This window comes from Cupriavidus sp. 2SB, assembly GCF_005503625.1.
Classification (GTDB): domain Bacteria; phylum Pseudomonadota; class Gammaproteobacteria; order Burkholderiales; family Burkholderiaceae; genus Cupriavidus.
The window spans coordinates 1-15471 of record NZ_SCMX01000114.1 but is presented as its reverse complement, the minus strand read 5'-3'; the positions used below and the strand labels follow the sequence as shown (position 1 = coordinate 15471).

General features: G+C 63.8%; 17 protein-coding genes. 11 read left to right on the top strand and 6 right to left on the bottom strand.

Going from position 1 to position 15471, the window contains the following annotated elements; genetic code table 11:
* Positions 1-69 precede the first annotated feature (69 nt).
* Positions 70-1095, bottom strand: coding sequence for an AraC family transcriptional regulator (locus tag FFS21_RS30010; protein ID WP_249359754.1), 1026 nt, complete (start codon positions 1093-1095; stop codon positions 70-72).
* Between the two features lie 135 nt (positions 1096-1230).
* Between FFS21_RS30010 and FFS21_RS30005 the strand changes: the two genes are divergently transcribed.
* The 5 genes from FFS21_RS30005 to FFS21_RS29985 all read left to right on the top strand — a co-directional run bounded on the left by FFS21_RS30005 (position 1231) and on the right by FFS21_RS29985 (position 7444).
* Entirely contained in the window at positions 1231-2583 is a 1353-nt protein-coding gene (locus FFS21_RS30005; RefSeq protein ID WP_137928305.1) for a nucleobase:cation symporter-2 family protein, read from the top strand.
* 3 nt (positions 2584-2586) lie between these two features.
* Positions 2587-3966 (top strand): amidohydrolase family protein, encoded by a 1380-nt coding sequence (locus tag FFS21_RS30000; RefSeq protein WP_137928304.1) that lies wholly within the window; start codon positions 2587-2589, stop codon positions 3964-3966.
* A gap of 150 nt (positions 3967-4116) precedes the next feature.
* Positions 4117-5190, top strand: a complete 1074-nt coding sequence (locus FFS21_RS29995; protein WP_137928303.1) for an NAD(P)-dependent alcohol dehydrogenase — start codon at positions 4117-4119, stop codon at positions 5188-5190.
* A 239-nt stretch (positions 5191-5429) separates the two neighbouring features.
* Positions 5430-6212, top strand: a complete 783-nt coding sequence (locus FFS21_RS32645; RefSeq protein ID WP_249359753.1) for a helix-turn-helix transcriptional regulator — start codon at positions 5430-5432, stop codon at positions 6210-6212.
* Between the two features lie 269 nt (positions 6213-6481).
* On the top strand, positions 6482-7444 hold the full coding sequence (locus tag FFS21_RS29985; protein WP_137928306.1) for a Bug family tripartite tricarboxylate transporter substrate binding protein: 963 nt from the start codon (positions 6482-6484) through the stop codon (positions 7442-7444).
* Here FFS21_RS29985 and FFS21_RS29980 read toward each other — a convergent pair.
* Entirely contained in the window at positions 7431-7907 is a 477-nt protein-coding gene (locus FFS21_RS29980) for a nucleoside deaminase (protein ID WP_137928302.1), read from the bottom strand. The genes FFS21_RS29985 and FFS21_RS29980 overlap by 14 nt on opposite strands.
* 197 nt (positions 7908-8104) lie before the next feature.
* Here FFS21_RS29980 and FFS21_RS29975 point away from each other — a divergent pair, with 197 nt between their 5' ends.
* The 3 genes from FFS21_RS29975 (at position 8105) to FFS21_RS29965 (ending at position 11233) form a co-directional block, all read left to right on the top strand.
* The gene (locus tag FFS21_RS29975) at positions 8105-9061 is read left to right on the top strand and encodes a tripartite tricarboxylate transporter substrate binding protein (RefSeq protein WP_137928301.1); all 957 of its coding nucleotides are present in this window, start codon (positions 8105-8107) and stop codon (positions 9059-9061) included.
* Positions 9062-9098: 37 nt separating this feature from the next.
* Positions 9099-10643: a M20/M25/M40 family metallo-hydrolase gene (locus tag FFS21_RS29970; RefSeq protein ID WP_249359752.1), complete on the top strand. Its 1545-nt coding sequence runs from the start codon at positions 9099-9101 to the stop codon at positions 10641-10643.
* An 89-nt stretch (positions 10644-10732) separates the two neighbouring features.
* On the top strand, positions 10733-11233 hold the full coding sequence (locus tag FFS21_RS29965; protein ID WP_137928299.1) for a DUF3016 domain-containing protein: 501 nt from the start codon (positions 10733-10735) through the stop codon (positions 11231-11233).
* 18 nt (positions 11234-11251) lie between these two features.
* On the opposite strand, the gene FFS21_RS29960 is transcribed toward FFS21_RS29965, so the two are convergent.
* Complete coding sequence (locus tag FFS21_RS29960; protein ID WP_137928298.1) at positions 11252-11686, bottom strand: helix-turn-helix domain-containing protein; 435 nt, start codon at positions 11684-11686, stop codon at positions 11252-11254.
* Between the two features lie 81 nt (positions 11687-11767).
* Between FFS21_RS29960 and FFS21_RS29955 the strand changes: the two genes are divergently transcribed.
* The 3 genes from FFS21_RS29955 to FFS21_RS29945 all read left to right on the top strand — a co-directional run bounded on the left by FFS21_RS29955 (position 11768) and on the right by FFS21_RS29945 (position 13698).
* On the top strand, positions 11768-12643 hold the full coding sequence (locus FFS21_RS29955) for a class I SAM-dependent methyltransferase (protein WP_137928297.1): 876 nt from the start codon (positions 11768-11770) through the stop codon (positions 12641-12643).
* A gap of 193 nt (positions 12644-12836) precedes the next feature.
* Positions 12837-13166 carry a hypothetical protein gene (locus FFS21_RS29950; RefSeq protein WP_137928296.1) on the top strand — a complete coding sequence of 110 codons (330 nt, stop codon included), beginning with the start codon at positions 12837-12839 and terminating at the stop codon, positions 13164-13166.
* Between the two features lie 193 nt (positions 13167-13359).
* Positions 13360-13698 carry a cupin domain-containing protein gene (locus tag FFS21_RS29945; RefSeq protein WP_137928295.1) on the top strand — a complete coding sequence of 113 codons (339 nt, stop codon included), beginning with the start codon at positions 13360-13362 and terminating at the stop codon, positions 13696-13698.
* An 18-nt stretch (positions 13699-13716) separates the two neighbouring features.
* Here FFS21_RS29945 and FFS21_RS29940 read toward each other — a convergent pair whose 3' ends face one another.
* The 3 genes from FFS21_RS29940 to FFS21_RS29930 form a co-directional block, all read right to left on the bottom strand.
* Positions 13717-14307: a thioredoxin family protein gene (locus FFS21_RS29940; RefSeq protein ID WP_137928294.1), complete on the bottom strand. Its 591-nt coding sequence runs from the start codon at positions 14305-14307 to the stop codon at positions 13717-13719.
* Positions 14308-14376: 69 nt separating this feature from the next.
* Positions 14377-14796: an organic hydroperoxide resistance protein gene (locus FFS21_RS29935; protein ID WP_137928293.1), complete on the bottom strand. Its 420-nt coding sequence runs from the start codon at positions 14794-14796 to the stop codon at positions 14377-14379.
* Between the two features lie 54 nt (positions 14797-14850).
* Positions 14851-15255: a hydroxyquinol 1,2-dioxygenase gene (locus FFS21_RS29930; protein ID WP_137928292.1), complete on the bottom strand. Its 405-nt coding sequence runs from the start codon at positions 15253-15255 to the stop codon at positions 14851-14853.
* Positions 15256-15471: the final 216 nt, after the last annotated feature.

Sequence of the window (15471 nt, the reverse complement as noted above, 5' to 3'; positions counted from 1 at the left end):
CCCCGCCCCTCTCCCGCCCCTCTCCCGCAAGCGGGAGAGGGGAGAAAACCACGAGGGAAAGTCAAACGCTCAACGCCCCCGCAGCGTCGCCGAAGGCAATTCTCCAAACGCCTTCCGATACTCCCGCGAAAACAGACTCAAATGCGTAAACCCATGCCGCGCGGCAATCGTCGCCACCACGCCTGGTGTCGGCATGGCGCGTTGCAGCGCCGTGCGGGCGCCCTGCAGACGCAGCAGGCGCAGGTATTCCATCGGCGTGACGTCCTTGCTCTTGCGGAAGCCAAGCTGCAACGTGCGTTCGCAGACGCCGCAATGTTCGGCCAACGCCTGCAACGTCACGGGTTTATCGAGGTTTTCACGCAGATAGCGGATCGCGCAGCGCACATAGCCCGGCAGCGTCGGCAGGTATCCGCGTGGCAACAGGCTGCCGTCCTTGCCGAAATGGTCGATCAACAAACTGGACAGCACAATCTGTCCGATGGCCACATCGGCGGCTGGCGGGCCTGGACGATCCACGCGCATCGCGGCCTCGGCGCGCAGCCACGTCATCATCGCGTGCCAGCGGGCGGACAACTGCGTGTCCGACACCGGTTGCAAAGGAAAGACCAGCGGTGCCGGGGCATCGAAGTGAAAGCTCGCACGGAAGGCTTCCTCCAGCGTCTGCCGTCGCACTACCACGCTGAAGCGTTCGCAGTCCGCATCCAGATGCAGCCGCACGGCCAGCGATGGCGAGAACACCCACGTGTCGCCCGGTGTCATCTCCACCATCGCGCCATCCACCTCCACGCGGCAGCGGCCCGAGAGCACGGTCTGGATCACATACTCGTCCTTGCCCGGCTGCGGCTCCACTTCCATGGCGTGGTCGTAGCGCGTGGTGGCGAGCGTAAGCGGGCCGATGCGGCAGACCTGCAGCCGTACATCGGGGAAGTCGTTTTCGGTGCGCAGCCGTGTGGGGCCGAACACGCGCGCGGACAGCGCCTGCACGTGGTCGAGCGCGCGGGCGTGGCGGGCGGTGTTCAATCCTGGTGCAGCATGAGGCGTCATGGTGCAGCGCGCTTGAGCTTGGGGCGGGAACGGGTTCATCCTGGGAGCCATGCAGTTTCCGTGCAAGCTGTGGAAAACCCGCGCGCCTTCGCTTCCATGCGCCCGCTTGCGCAATGTTGCTACACGCGCCACGCCGGCCCCGCTACTTTGTCTGCACACCCCACGACAACTGGCAGGAGAGCCGCCATGACCACCCCCGTCCACCCCGTCGACCAGATCCTGCCCGCACGGGCCATGGTCTCGCTCGGCTTCCAGCACATGCTCGTCAGCTATCTCGGCGCGATTGCCGTGCCGATGATCGTGGCCGGCGCGCTCAAGATGACGCCTGCCGAGACCACGTTGCTGATCAGTACCGCACTGTTCACCTCCGGCATTGCCACGCTGCTGCAGACCGTTGGCTTCTGGAAGTTCGGCGTGCGCCTGCCGCTGATGCAGGGCGTGGCGTTTGGATCGGTCGGGCCGGTCATCGCCATCGGCAGCGATCCGTCGCTCGGTTTCACCGGTGTCTGCGGTGCCGTGATCGGTGCCGGGATCGTGACGATGCTGCTGGCGCCGGTCATCGGACGACTCAAGCGATTCTTTCCGCCCGTGGTCAGCGGCTGCATCATCACTTCGGTGGGACTATCGCTGTTTCCCGTGGCCTACCAGTGGGCCGGCGGCGGACACGGCGTGAAAGACTTTGGTTCGCCGCTGTTCCTGATCGTGACGCTCGGCACCGTGGCGCTGATCCTCTTCTTCAACAGCCATGGCGGACACCTGCTGCGCAGCCTGGCCGTGCTGGTGGGGCTCGCAATTGGCGGGGCTGCGGCGTGGATGCTCGGCATGGGCAATTTCGACGAAGTGGCGCGCGCACCGTGGTTCACCATGGTCACGCCTTTCGCGTTTGGCCTGCCCACGTTCAATGCGGGCGCCATCGCCACCATGGTGATCGTGATGGTCGTGCAGATGGTGGAATCGATGGGCCTGTTCGTCGCCATCGGCGATATCGTCAAGCGCCCGGTCAGCGAAGCGGAAGCCACCAACGGCTTGCGTGCCAACGGACTGGCCAGCGCCATCGGCGGCATGTTCGCGGCGTTCCCGTTCATCGCGTTCATGGAGAACGTGGGACTGGTGATCGTGACCGGCGTGCGCAGCCGCTGGGTAGTTGCCACATGCGGGCTCATGCTGTGCGCCGTGGCCTTGGTGCCGAAGATCGGCGCGCTGTTCTCGTCGATTCCTGCCGCAGCATTGGGCGGCGCCACGCTCGTGATGTTCGGCGTGGTCGTGGCAGCCGGCATCCGTACGCTCGGCCAGGTGGACTACGAGAACAAACCCGCCAACATGAGCGTGGTAGCGCTGACACTCGCCTGCGCATTGATGCCGGTGATCATGCCGAACCTGCTGGCCAAGCTGCCGGCTGCGCTGCAACCGTTTGTGCATAGCAGCGTGATCATTGCCTGCGTGGTCTCCGTCGTCCTGAACCTGGTCCTCAACGGCATTCCCAAGCGCGATGAAGAAGACCATCACGCGGTGTCGGCCGAACCTGTGCGGGAGATCTGAGCCATGACGACATCCTCCAACCTGCTGATTCGCGGCGCCGCCGCCGTGATGACGGGCCGTGCTGGCGATGCCGCACGCGCCGGTGCCGTCGATATCCGCATTCGTGACGGACGCATTGCCGAACTCGCCGCCCATCTCGCACCGCAAGGCGACGAGACCGTGATCCATGCCGATGGCTGCGTGGTCTACCCTGGCTGGGTCAACACGCACCATCACCTGTTCCAGAATCTGCTGAAGGCCGTGCCTGCTGGCATGAATGCCGATCTGCAGGAGTGGCTCGCCAGCGTGCCGTATCCGCGTCTCGACCGTTTCACGCCCGAGATTTTCCGCACGGCGGTGCGGCTCGGCATGGCGGAGCTGCTGCTGTCGGGCACGACGACATGCGCGGATCATCATTACCTGTATCACCACGGTCACGGTGCCGAGACCGGCGATGTGCTGTTCGATGTGGCCGACGAGCTGGGCATGCGCATGGTGCTGTGCCGCGGTGGCAACGTGCAATCGAAGTCCAGTCATCCTGGCATGCGTGCCACGGCGCTGGTGCCGGAAACGCTCGATGAAATGCTCGGCGATATCGACCGGCTCAAGTCGCGCTATCACGATGCCAGCGCCGATGCGCTGCGCCGCGTGGTAGTGGCGCCGACCACGCCCACGTTCTCGCTGCCGCCCTCGTTGCTGCGCGAGGTGGCATCGTTCGCGCGCGGCATGCAGTTGCGCCTGCATTCGCATCTGTCCGAGACGGACAACTACGTGAAGTTCTGCGCGGAAAATTTCCGCTGCACGCCCGTACAGTTCGTGGCCGATCATGACTGGCTCGGTCCCGATGTCTGGTTCGCGCACCTTGTTGCGGTGACGCCCGCCGAGATCCGCATGCTCGGCCAGACCGGCACGGGCATGGCGCACTGCCCGGTCAGCAACGCGCGGCTCGGTAGCGGTATCGCACCGGTGCGTGCCATGGTGGAAGCCGGCGTGCCGATGTCCATCGGCGTCGATGGCGTGGCCTCGAACGAATCGGGCAGCATGGTGCATGAAGCCAACTTCGCGTGGCTCGTGCATCGTGCGTTGGGCGGTGCAAAACAGACGCGCGTTGAAGAGGTCATTCACTGGGGCACGGCGGGCGGCGCGCAGGTGTTGGGGCTGCCCGGCGTCGGCACGCTGGCGCCCGGACAATCGGCGGACCTGGCGATCTACGATGTCAGCGGCCTGCGCTTTGCCGGTTTCCACGATATCGCCACGGCGCCCGTAGCGGCAGGCGAACCCACGCCGGTGCGCGACGTCTTCGTGCGCGGGCGCCACGTCGTGCAGGACGGCGCAGTGGTCGGCCTCGACATCGAACGCCTGCGCCGCGATGCAGCACATGCGCTGACGGCCCTGCTGCCGTAGCGTTGTGGGACGGATTCTGATGGTGTGTCTTCTGACGTTGACAGCCATCAAAACGCTCATGGACCGCTGACCTAGACTGGCTGAGTCCCCGACGCTTCACTGCGCGTCGGGGCCTGTTTCTTCATCCGTCTGAAGTCTGAAGGAGGCGCCATGGCAGTCATGCAAGCGGCCGTTTTTGTGGAACCCGGCAAGATCGCGTTACGCGAGAAGCCCATTCCCGCGGTGGGTCCCACCGATGCGCTGATCCGCATCACCACTACCACGATTTGCGGCACCGACGTCCACATTCTCAAGGGCGAGTATCCGGTGCAACCGGGCCTGACCATCGGCCACGAACCCGTTGGCATCATTGAAAAACTCGGCAGCGGTGTGCAGGGATATCGCGAAGGGCAGCGCGTGATTGCCGGTGCCATCTGTCCGAGCTTCTATTCCTACGCTTGCCAGGACGGCTGTTCGTCGCAGGACGGCCAGGGCCATGCGCACGGCTACAAGCCGATGGGCGGCTGGCGCTTTGGCAACACCATCGACGGCACGCAGGCAGAGTACGTACTGGTGCCCGATGCGCAGGCCAACCTCGCGCCCATTCCAGACGGCCTCAGCGACGAGCAGGTGCTGATGTGCCCCGACATCATGTCCACGGGTTTCTCCGGTGCAGAACACGCCAACATCAAGATTGGCGATATCGTGGCCGTTTTCGCGCAGGGACCGATCGGCCTGTGCGCCACGGCTGGCGCGCGGCTACGCGGTGCATCGATGATCATCGCCGTCGATGGCATCGGTGATCGTCTGACCATCGCCCGCCAGATGGGTGCCGATGTGACGCTGAATTATCGCGAGGTCGATGTCGTCCAGGAAATCCTGCGGCTCACCAGTGGACGTGGTGTGGACGCATCAATCGAGGCACTGGGTACGCAATCCACTTTCGAGTCCGCACTGCGCGTGCTCAAGCCCGGCGGTACGCTGTCGAGCCTCGGCGTGTATTCCAGCGACCTGCGCATTCCGCTCGATGCCTTCTCCGCCGGGCTGGGCGATCACCGCATCGTGACCTCGCTGTGTCCCGGCGGCAAGGAGCGCATGCGGCGTCTCATGAACGTCATCGAAACCGAACGGATCGATCTCTCCCCGATGGTGACCCATCGATTCCGGCTGGCCGAGATCGAGACGGCCTACGACCTGTTCTCCCATCAACGCGATGGCGTGCTGAAGGTGGCGATTACCCCCTGACCATGAATCGGACCGTGCCGGCGCCGGTTGGCCGTTACGTAACGCGTAACGCGTCTACCTGCCAAAAAGCACGGTCCCATCAGCCTTTGCGGCCCACGCACCCATGGAACGCTTCTTGCCCCTTGTCTGATGACGGACACATGAAACAACAACATAAGAAGTAGAAACTGGGGAGCGCTGCCATGAGGGCTGCCGTCTTGGAGGCCCGGCCACTGGTCGGGATCGGAATTCAACGGGTCTTGCACAGGATCGTCGATATCGAAGCATCGAGCGTGGTCTCGCCGCAATTGGGCGGCGCGAGTTCACTGCGGTCCATCGAACTGCTGATCATCGGGGAACTGCCACAGGGTTACAGCCCCGCCATGCTGGAGCTACTCAGCTCGGCATCCGCCGTGCGATGCGTACTCTACATGGGGCCAGCGGGCGAAGTGCAATGGATGCCGCCGCGCGAGGTGCCCCCGCTGCTCTCGTGGCTGCCCGAGCATGCCTCGCCAGAGGCCATCGAACACACGGTGCGCACGCTGATCGCATCGCTGCGCGCGGCGGGATCGGCAAACTGTCACGACATCTCCGCATCCGGTGCGGTGTTGCTGATCGATGGAGCAGCGAATGGACGGGCCGGGCATGCGGCCAGCTTTTCCGATGATCACGCGGGCGGCTCCGCAGCTGCCGAACCTATCGTCATCGATCCCAGCCTGTTTGCCACGCCGTTTGCCACGCCGATCGACCGGTCCATGCTGGTTGGCGTATCCGAATGCGTTACCGAGGCGCGCCTGCTCAATCTGACCCAGCGGCAATACGATGTGCTGGTGCTGTTGTCGAAGGGGCTGTCGATCAAGCTCATCAGCCGGCGGCTGCATATCTCGGTGCCTACCGTGAAAAGCCACACGCTGCAGATCTATCGCAGGCTTGCAGCGAGCAACAAGACCGAAGCCGTGTTTGTAGCGCGCGAGAAAGGCGCGCGGCTTGTTGCGGTATCGGGTGCGTCGTCAGGCAGCGATATCGAGGGCGTGGCGGCATAGCGATTGATGCGTTAGCGGCGCCATTGTCCTGCCCTGCAGTACCGCACTGTCATCGTGCTGCCGTTCCGCGCCAGACGGTGCGGCTATCGCACATTGCATCGACTGACCGGGGGCTGACCCCGACTACGGCGGCAAATCTCCTCACCGATAATCGCTTAGGCCGATGCCATCGGCCCAGGAGCCCCAACAACAAGCGGGCTGAAGAATGATCAGTGGAAGGAGATGCAGTGAGCAGTAGCAAGCGTAGTACCGTGCGTCGCGCGCGCGGGATGGCCGTGGCCATCGCTTCCGTTTTCGCAGCAGTGGCCGTGTTCGGCCCGCAGGCAGTGGCCGCCGAAGCGTGGCCCGCCAAGCCGATCAAGGTCATCGTGCCGTACACGCCGGGTGGTTCCACCGATACCGTGTCGCGCGTGGTGTTCGAGCGCGTATCGCAAAGCCTGGGCCAGCCCATCATCATCGAGAACAAACCGGGTGCCAACAGCACGCTGGGCGTTGGCGTGGCTGCGCGCTCGGCGCCCGATGGCTACACCTTCGTATCGGTGCTGGCGGCGTATAGCGCCAACATGTCGCTCTATTCCAAGCTGAGCTACAAGCCGTCGGATCTCGCGCCTGTTGCCGAAATGGCCGAGCTGCCGCTGTTCCTCTTCGCCAGCAAGAAGCTGCCTGTGAAGACCGTGGGTGAACTGGTGGACTATGGCAGGAAGCATCCCGACACCCTGACGTTTGGCTCCAGCGGCGTAGGCAGTTCGGCCCACCTGACCGGCGAGCGCCTGTCGATGGAGTCGAAGGTCAAGATGACGCATGTGCCGTACAACGGCAGCGCACCGATCCTGCCCGCGCTGGTGTCCGGCGAGGTATCCGTCGCGTTCGATCCGCTGCTCGTGCCGATGCCGCACGTCAAGTCCGGCAAGATCAACGCACTGGCCGTGGCATCGGCCAAGCGGTGGCCAGGTGAGCCCAACATCCCGACGATGGAAGAAGCCGGCTTTCCAGGCTTCGTCATGAGTTCGTGGACCGGCCTGATGGCACCCGCCGGCACCCCTCAGCCCATCGTCGATCGCATGGCCAAGGAAATCGCCGCCGCCACACGCAGTGCCGACGTGGCAAAGAAGCTGACCGAACTTGGCTTCATTCCCGTGGGCAGCACGCCCGACGAGTTCCGCAAGCTGATCGAGCGCGATACCACGCGCTACGCGCAGATCGTCAAGGCGGGCAAGATCACGCTCGATTGATTTCTTGCTTGCGCTGCCATGCGGCATACAGGTCAGGCTGGCCCGCCAGCCTGACCGGCACATACGCAATCCGCATCGACTGTTCCGCGAACGGTTTCGCAAGGTCCGCATAGATGGCCGCCGTGGACAGACCATACGGCTCGCCATCGTCATTCGAATAGGCGTACGCCACTTCGACCACTCCTGCCATGCGCATCGCCGCCATGCACATCGGGCAAGGGTTGCCACTGGCGTACACTGCGCATCCTGCAAGGCTGGCACTGCCCAGCGACTGACTGGCGGCCCGGATGGCATTGAGTTCGGCGTGCGAAGTCGGATCGTTGGTCGCCAGGATCTCGTTGACCCCGGTAGCCACCACCTTGCCATCGCGCACGATCACGGCACCGAACGGTCGTCCGCCCTGTTCCATGTTGGCCTGTGCAAGCGCGATGGCCTGCCGCAGGAAGTGTTCGGTTTGGGTCATGGTGAGTTCTCCAAAGTGAAAATCCGTGGGATCGCACGGATTTTCCTCTTTATTTGTCCGTTGGATGCAAAATCCGTGGGATCGCACGGATTCTCTGAAGGTCATCCAAGCCCATTTCCGTTCACGCCCTACGCACGTAGAATCACCTCAAGCACCTCGACCAGACAGGTGCCGCAATCAGATTGGAGACATTGTTGATGCCCCTGCGCAAGACTCTCGTTGCATTGCTGCTGGCTGCTGCCGGCACCGTGCAAGCCGCCTACCCCGACCGTCCCATCAAGCTGATTGTTCCCTTCCCGCCCGGACAGGCCACTGACATCTTTGCCCGCGCGCTGGCCGAGAAGCTCGGCAAGCAACTTGGGCAATCCATCGTCGTCGAGAACCGTGCCGGTGCGGGCAGCAACATCGGCATGGAAATCGCGGCGAAGGCACCGGCCGATGGCTACACGCTGGTCATGGCCGGCAGTGCGATGGCGATCAACCAGACGCTCTACAAGAAGATCAACTACGACCCGCTGCACGATTTCGCGCCGGTCTCCGGTGTGTTCTCGGTGCCGCTGGTATTCCTGGCCACGCCGCAGTCCGGCTACAAGTCGCTGCACGAGCTGATTGCCAAGGCCAAGGCGGCACCGGGCAAGATCAGTTATGCGAGCGCCGGCATTGGCGGCACGCAGCACCTCTCTGCCGAGATGCTCAAGGCGCAGGCGGGCATCTTCATGGTCCACATCCCCTACAAGGGTAGCGGCCCCGCGCAAGCCGATTTTCTCGGCAACCAGATTCCGCTCATGGTCGATTCCGTTACCGCCGCCATGCCGCTGATCCAGTCGAACAAGGCGATACCGCTTGCCGTGACCACAGCCAAGCGTGTGCCACAACTGCAGAGCGTGCCGACGGTACGTGAGGAGGGCGTGCCGGGCTTCGAGGCATTGGGATGGGCCATCCTGATGGCGCCAGCGGATACGCCAGCGAACACGATCGCGCTTCTTAACAGGGAAACCGTGAAGGCGCTCCAGTCGCCCGAGCTTGCGAAGTTCATCACCGATCGTGGCTCCGAACCCATGCCGATGACGCCGGCCGAGACCGGCAAATTCGTCGAGAGCGAGATCCGTAAATGGGCCACCGTGGTGAAGCGTTCCGGTGCCACCGCAGATTGAATTTCCACGCAACAAGACCAAAACGATGAGGACAAGAATGAGAAAGCCCCTCGCCACCTGCCTGACGTTGTGCGCGACTGCCACCATTGCAATCACGCTGACCGGCGCAGCCCACGCTGCCACCCTCGCCCCCGAAGCCGCGCAGCAGCAATCGCAGGCGAGCTATCGCGAGTATCTGGATCTGCTGGGCATTCCGAATGACTCGGTGGTGCCTGCGGATATCCAGCGCAACGTGGCGTGGCTCGATCAGGCGTTCAAGAAGCGTGGCTTCACCACGCAGGCGTTGGATAACGATGGCAAGCCGATGTTGTTTGCCGAGTATCCGGGCAAGCAGGCATCGCGCAAGACCGTGCTGTTCTACATGCATCTGGACGGCCAGCCGGTCATCCCTTCGCAGTGGGCACAGAAGAGTCCGTGGACGCCAGTGCTGAAGAAGAAAGGCGCCAACGGCGATTGGGAAGAGATCGACATGAACAACCTGCTCACGGGTGCGCTGGACCCAGAGTGGCGCGTGTTCGGTCGTTCCTCGTCGGATGACAAGGGACCGATCATGATGTTGCTGGCGGCCATCGATGCGATGAAGGCGGCCGGTGCGCAGCCCGGCGTGAACATCAAGGTGATTCTCGATAGCGAAGAGGAAAAGGGTTCGCCCTCCATCGGCAAGGTAATGCAGGCCCATCGCGACCTGCTGGCCTGCGACGGCATGATCATTCACGATGGTCCGATGCATGCCACCAATCGCCCGACGCTGATTTTCGGCAACCGTGGTGCGGCCAAGGCGAAGATCACCGTGTATGGTCCGAAGGCGCCATTGCACAGCGGCCACTATGGCAACTACGCGCCGAACCCTGCTTTTCGGCTGGCGAGCCTGCTCGGTTCGATGAAGGATGAGAGCGGTCGCGTGACCATCCCCGGCTACTACGCCAAGGTCCGCCTCGGCCCTGCGGAGCGCAAGGTCATGGCGGCGGTGCCCGATGACGAGAAAGCGCTGAAAACGCGTATCGGTATTGCGAAGGCCGAGAAGGTCGGCGCCAATTACCAGGAGGCGCTGCAGTACCCGTCGCTGAACGTGCGAGGCATGGCATCTGCCGCCGTGGGTGACAAGGTTGCCAATATCGTGCCGGACAAGGCCGAGGCCGAACTGGACCTGCGCACCACGCCGGACTCCGACGCGGCATACCTCGGCAAGCTGATCGAGCAGTACATCGTCAAGCAGGGCTATCACCTCGTCAAAGGCACGCCGACCGACGAGGACCGTGCGCGCTATGACAAGCTCGCCAGCTTCTCGTATCAGAGCGAAGGTGCGAACGCTGCCGGCTCGCCGATGGATTCCGGTGTCGCGAAATGGGCGTACCAGAGCATCACCGGCACGTTCGGCACCAACCCCGAGCCTGTCCGCATCCGCATGATGGGTGGTACCGTGCCGACCGCTGAAATCGTGGATGTGCTCAACGTGCCGTTCGTGATCATTCCGCTGGTCAATGCCGATAACAACCAGCATGCGGCGAACGAGAATCTCCGGATGGGCAACTACGTCAACGGCGTGCGTACACTCTACGGCCTGATGACGGCGTCGTTCTGAAGCCTGCTGCGCCCGCCTCGCATGGTCTAAGCTGATAGCAGCGCACGGCTTCCGCTGGGAGCCGTGCGTCCCGTGAAGGACGTAGTGCCATGTATCGCTTATCCATGTGTGTCGTGGCCTTGCTGGCCACGATGGGCCCGGCCCTGGCGGCCGAGCCCTCTCGTGACGTGTTGTCCGTCACCTTCGTCAAACCCGACACCTATCAGGACGCCTCGCGGCGCTATGGCTACGGCAGCGACCCGCAAGTGCTCGACGCAATTCGCCAGCACCTGCAGAAGCTGGCAGATCGCGGCTTGCCGTCCGGCTACTCGCTGTCGATCGATGTGCTCGATATCGATCTCGCGGGCTATATCGAGTGGCGCACCGCCAGCCAGGTGCGCGTGATCCGCGATGCCACGTGGCCGCGCATGACGCTGCACTATGCGCTCAGACATGGCGACCAGACCATCGTCGACCAGCAGGAGCGCATCAACAACATGAACTTCCACTGGGGCATCAATACCTACGGCTACAGTGATCCGCTGCGCTACGAAAAAGCGATGCTCGACGACTGGTTCGAGCGATCCATCGCGCGACGCATACAGGAGTAGCGACGAAGCCGCCGTGGATCAACCGCTGGCCGTCAGTTTCCGCGTTCCACGCCGTTCCACGATGGCGCCGGACGCTGCGGCATGCACGATGCGGCGGAATGTCGGACATTCCATATGACTCGGCGCAGGACATGCCGCGGCGTGCCGCAATCCGTCGCGTAGCACCACAAGCCTGCGGATCGTACGGTCGAGTTCGTCGGCCTTGCCGGCAAGCAGCGTCCGGTCTATCTCCACCTGTCCGTGGCTGGCCAGCATGCCGGCGATCTCGTCGAGCGAGAAGCCGCAGGCTTGCCCAAGCGCGATCAGCGCCAGCCGTTCGAGCACGTCGGCATGGAATTGCCGGCGCAACCCCCTGCGTCCCGAGGGCGCGATCAGTCCCTTTTCCTCGTAGAAGCGTAATGTGGAGGCCGGCACGCCGGATTGCCGCGCTACCTCGCCGATATCGAGCTGCATGTGCCGCTGTCCCCCCTTGACCTCAAGCTGACTTGAACGCGCACAGTGTAGCTTTCCGCCAGTTCACAAGGAACGCACATCATGGACAATCAGCCTCGCGCGAACATCGATCAGGACACGCTCTGGAACGGTACCGGCGGCCACGCCTGGGTCAGGAACCAGGCGACGCTGGACCGCATGTTCGCGGGATTCGAGCCTGTCCTGCTTGCGCCGGTAGCCGCCGGCACCGCGCAGCGGGTGCTCGATATCGGCTGCGGCACGGGTGCCGTGACCCTTGCTGCGGCGCGCAAGATGGGCGGCGCCGGGCATTGCACAGGGGCCGACCTTTCCACGCCGATGCTCGATCTGGCGCGCACCCGCGCGGAGCGCGAAGGCATCCACGCCCGATTCTTGCGGGCGGATGCGCAGACATACCCCTTCGATGCGGCAGGCTTCGACGTGATCGTGTCGCGCTTCGGCGTGATGTTCTTCGACGATCCCGTTGCGGCATTCGCCAACCTGCGGCGCGCCGTGCGCACGGATGGCGTGCTGCGCGCCGTTGCATGGCGCAGCCCCGCCGAGAATCCATTCATGACCATCGCCGAGCGCACCGCAGAGCCACTACTGCCGCCCGTGCCGCCCCGGGCACCCGATGCGCCCGGGCAGTTCGGTTTCGCCAACGCGCAGCGCGTGGCCACGATCCTTGCCGAAGCGGGCTGGCAGGACATCGACATCGCGCCGATCAATGTCGCATGCACGCTGACGGAGGGGCAACTGATCGACTACATCGGCTGGCTGGGGAGTGTCGGGCAGCGCCTGCTATCCGTCGATGCCGCCACGCGGACGCGGGTGATCGAGACCGTTCGCGCGGCGTTCGAACCCTTCGTCGATGGGAACGACGTGCGCTTTACGGCAGCGTGCTGGCAAATCGATGCGCGCGCTGGACACCGATCGATCCCGGTGTCGGCACCGCGATGACACCGTGTTGATCGCATGTCGGCGACAGGCCAACACGTCCAGTCCTTTTCAGTCCCGACACTGGCCGGGGACGCGCCATCGGCATCACTTTGTGGCCCGCACGCCAACTGGTACGACTTCTGCGATATGGCAAGGGAACGCGCCCCCTACGCGTTCTGTGTTTTTCCTTGCTACTGTCCATCGGAGTCCTGTCATGCAACGCAGATTCACCACGTTTGTTCTCACCACCATCACCCTCGCCACCGCACTGATCGCAGGCGCCGCCCAGGCATCGGGGCAGCGCGACAGCACGCACGCCGGCGACAAGTACGGCTACAGCTTCCGCGCGGAAACCCGTGACGTCTACAGCGACGGCGCGCGCAGCGGCCGCTTCGATACGTTCAGCGAAGGCGCACGCGAAGTGACACCAGCCACCACGCGCGACCGCGACTCGGACCGTTCGCTGTCGGGTCTCGATCGCCGGGGCGTTTCTTCGGAGCCATCGCGTCAGTTCGATGTCTACACGGACGGCGCGCTGGCCTGAGCGGTGAACACATCGCGGGCCGGGGCTGGAAAAGCCTGGTCTGCGATGTGTCATGCGAGCGGATCGGTGTTTACGCGGGTTTTGCCACACAGCGCTTGCATGGGGAGGGTGGTTTGCTTTTAGACTGAACACAACCGCGCAGCGAAGGCGCAGCTGTTTTATCAGCCAATCCTCCACCAGCGAGCGAAGAGCCATGTCGATTCCCCACCTTGCTTCCGGCCAGACCGCCAGCGTATTGCCGCTGGGCGCGAATCTCAAGAACACCCCCACCACCGCGTTGTTCAAGGCACCGCACATGGAAGTGTGCCGGCTCGTGATGCTCGCGGGCAAACAGTTGCCGCCGCATGCCGTGGCCGGCCCGCTCACCATCCAGTGCATCGAGGGCGAGGTCGAAGTCGAACTCGATGGCAATTCGCAGCGGCTGCATCAGGGCGATCTGATCTATCTCGCCGGCAACGTCAGGCACGACCTCAAGGCGATTACCGATGCAACGGTGCTGCTGACCATCGTGCTGCTGGGCAACGGCGGCTAGACCGCCGCTGTCTCCGGCTTACTGTACGGGGGTAGGCGCCGCAGCCATGACGCGGCTGGCCTGGCTGACCTTGCGTTCGGCCAGCAGCTTCTTGATGGCTGCCTCGGTCTCGTCGTAGCGTCCTTCGCCATAGTGCTGGTAGACGATGCGGCCATTCGCGTCCACGAGGTAGAGCGCAGGCCAGTACTGGTTGTGATACGCCGCCCACGTGCCGTAGTCATTGTCTTGCGCCACGGGGTACTTGATGCCGTACTCCTTCAGCGCCTGCTCCACATTGGCCGTCGATTTCTCGAACGGGAATTCCGGCGTGTGGACACCCACGACCACCAGCCCCTGGTCCTTGTATTTGTCATACCACTGCTTCACATGCGGCAGCGTGTTCACGCAGTTGCCGCAGGCGTATGTCCAGAAATCCACAAGCACCACCTTGCCCTTGAGTCCTTCCATCGTCAGCGGCGGCGAGTTGAGCCAATGCGTGATGTTCGTGAATGCAGGGGCCGGACCCTGATCGCCGGTGCGCGGGCTCGATGCAAAGGCACCTGCAGCGAAGTTGTAGAGGATGGCAATGCAGACGGCTGCAAACAGGGCGGGAACAAGGGTACGGCGCATGATGGGGCCTTTCGTGAAGATGCCCGCCGGCATGCCATGCATTGGCCTGCCAGCGGGCGAATCGCGAGATCAGGCGATCTCGAATTCGATATGGATGTTGCCGGTGAGCGCCTTGGAGTACGGGCAGGTGCCGTGTGCCGTTTCCACCAGCTTCTGCGCCACGTCGGACGCCACGCCCGGCAGGTTCACGCGCAGGCGGGCCTGTAGCAGGTAGGCGTCGGCCGTCATGCCGAGGTCGATCTCGGCGTCGACGGACAGGTCCGCCGGCAGCTTCACTTCATGCTTGACCGCAGCCTTGTTCAGCGCCCCGATGAAGCAGGCCGACCAGCCGGCAGCCAGCAGTTGCTCGGGGTTCGTGCCCATGCCCCGGCTGCCCGGCGACGACAGCGCGATATCGAGCTTGCCGTCATCGCTGAACGCCTTGCCATCACGGCCACCCGAGGTGGTGTGGACACGGCCGGTGTAGAGGACTTTTTCGATGCGGATCATGGTGGTTTCTCCTTTTTGGTGGTTGTGCTGGAAGTTCGGTGAATTCGGCAAGGCTCAGGCGAGCGCGCCATCGGTGTACGGATCGACGCTGCGCGCCGGATCGGCCGAGACACCGACGCGGTCGAGACCGGCTACGGTGCGGGCACCGTCGTAGTACGGGTCAACGTTGCGGGCGCCGTCGTAGTACGGGCTGCGCGGTTCCTGCACGGAGCGGGCACCCTGGGTGAACGGGTCGGCCGGCGTGTTGATGGCTGCCACGGTGCGGGCACCGTCGGTGTACGGGCTGCGCGGCTCCTGAACCGAACGGGCGCCTTCGCTGTAGACGTCACGGGCTTGCTGGACCGAGCGTGCGCCGTCGGTGTACGGGTCGCGGGGGCTCTGGACGGATGCCTGGGCGCCAGCAGCAGCGGCGGCAAGGGCGACGGCGAGGACGAGGCGGGCGGTGAGGGTCTTGGACATGATCGGATTCCTTAAAGTCGATTTCGATGAGAACTTGCATCGGCAGGTGCCGGGACCGGGATTCGCTTCGTTGCGTTGCATCCGGCCACGAGACGTATTTAAGGCGTCCGACGTATCGCGCCCGTAGCGATCTGACCCCTTTTATGTCAGGGCGCGTATCGGTACGGCGAGTTGATACAAAGGGGTACAAAGAGGGGGGAGGCGGGGGTCTTGCTC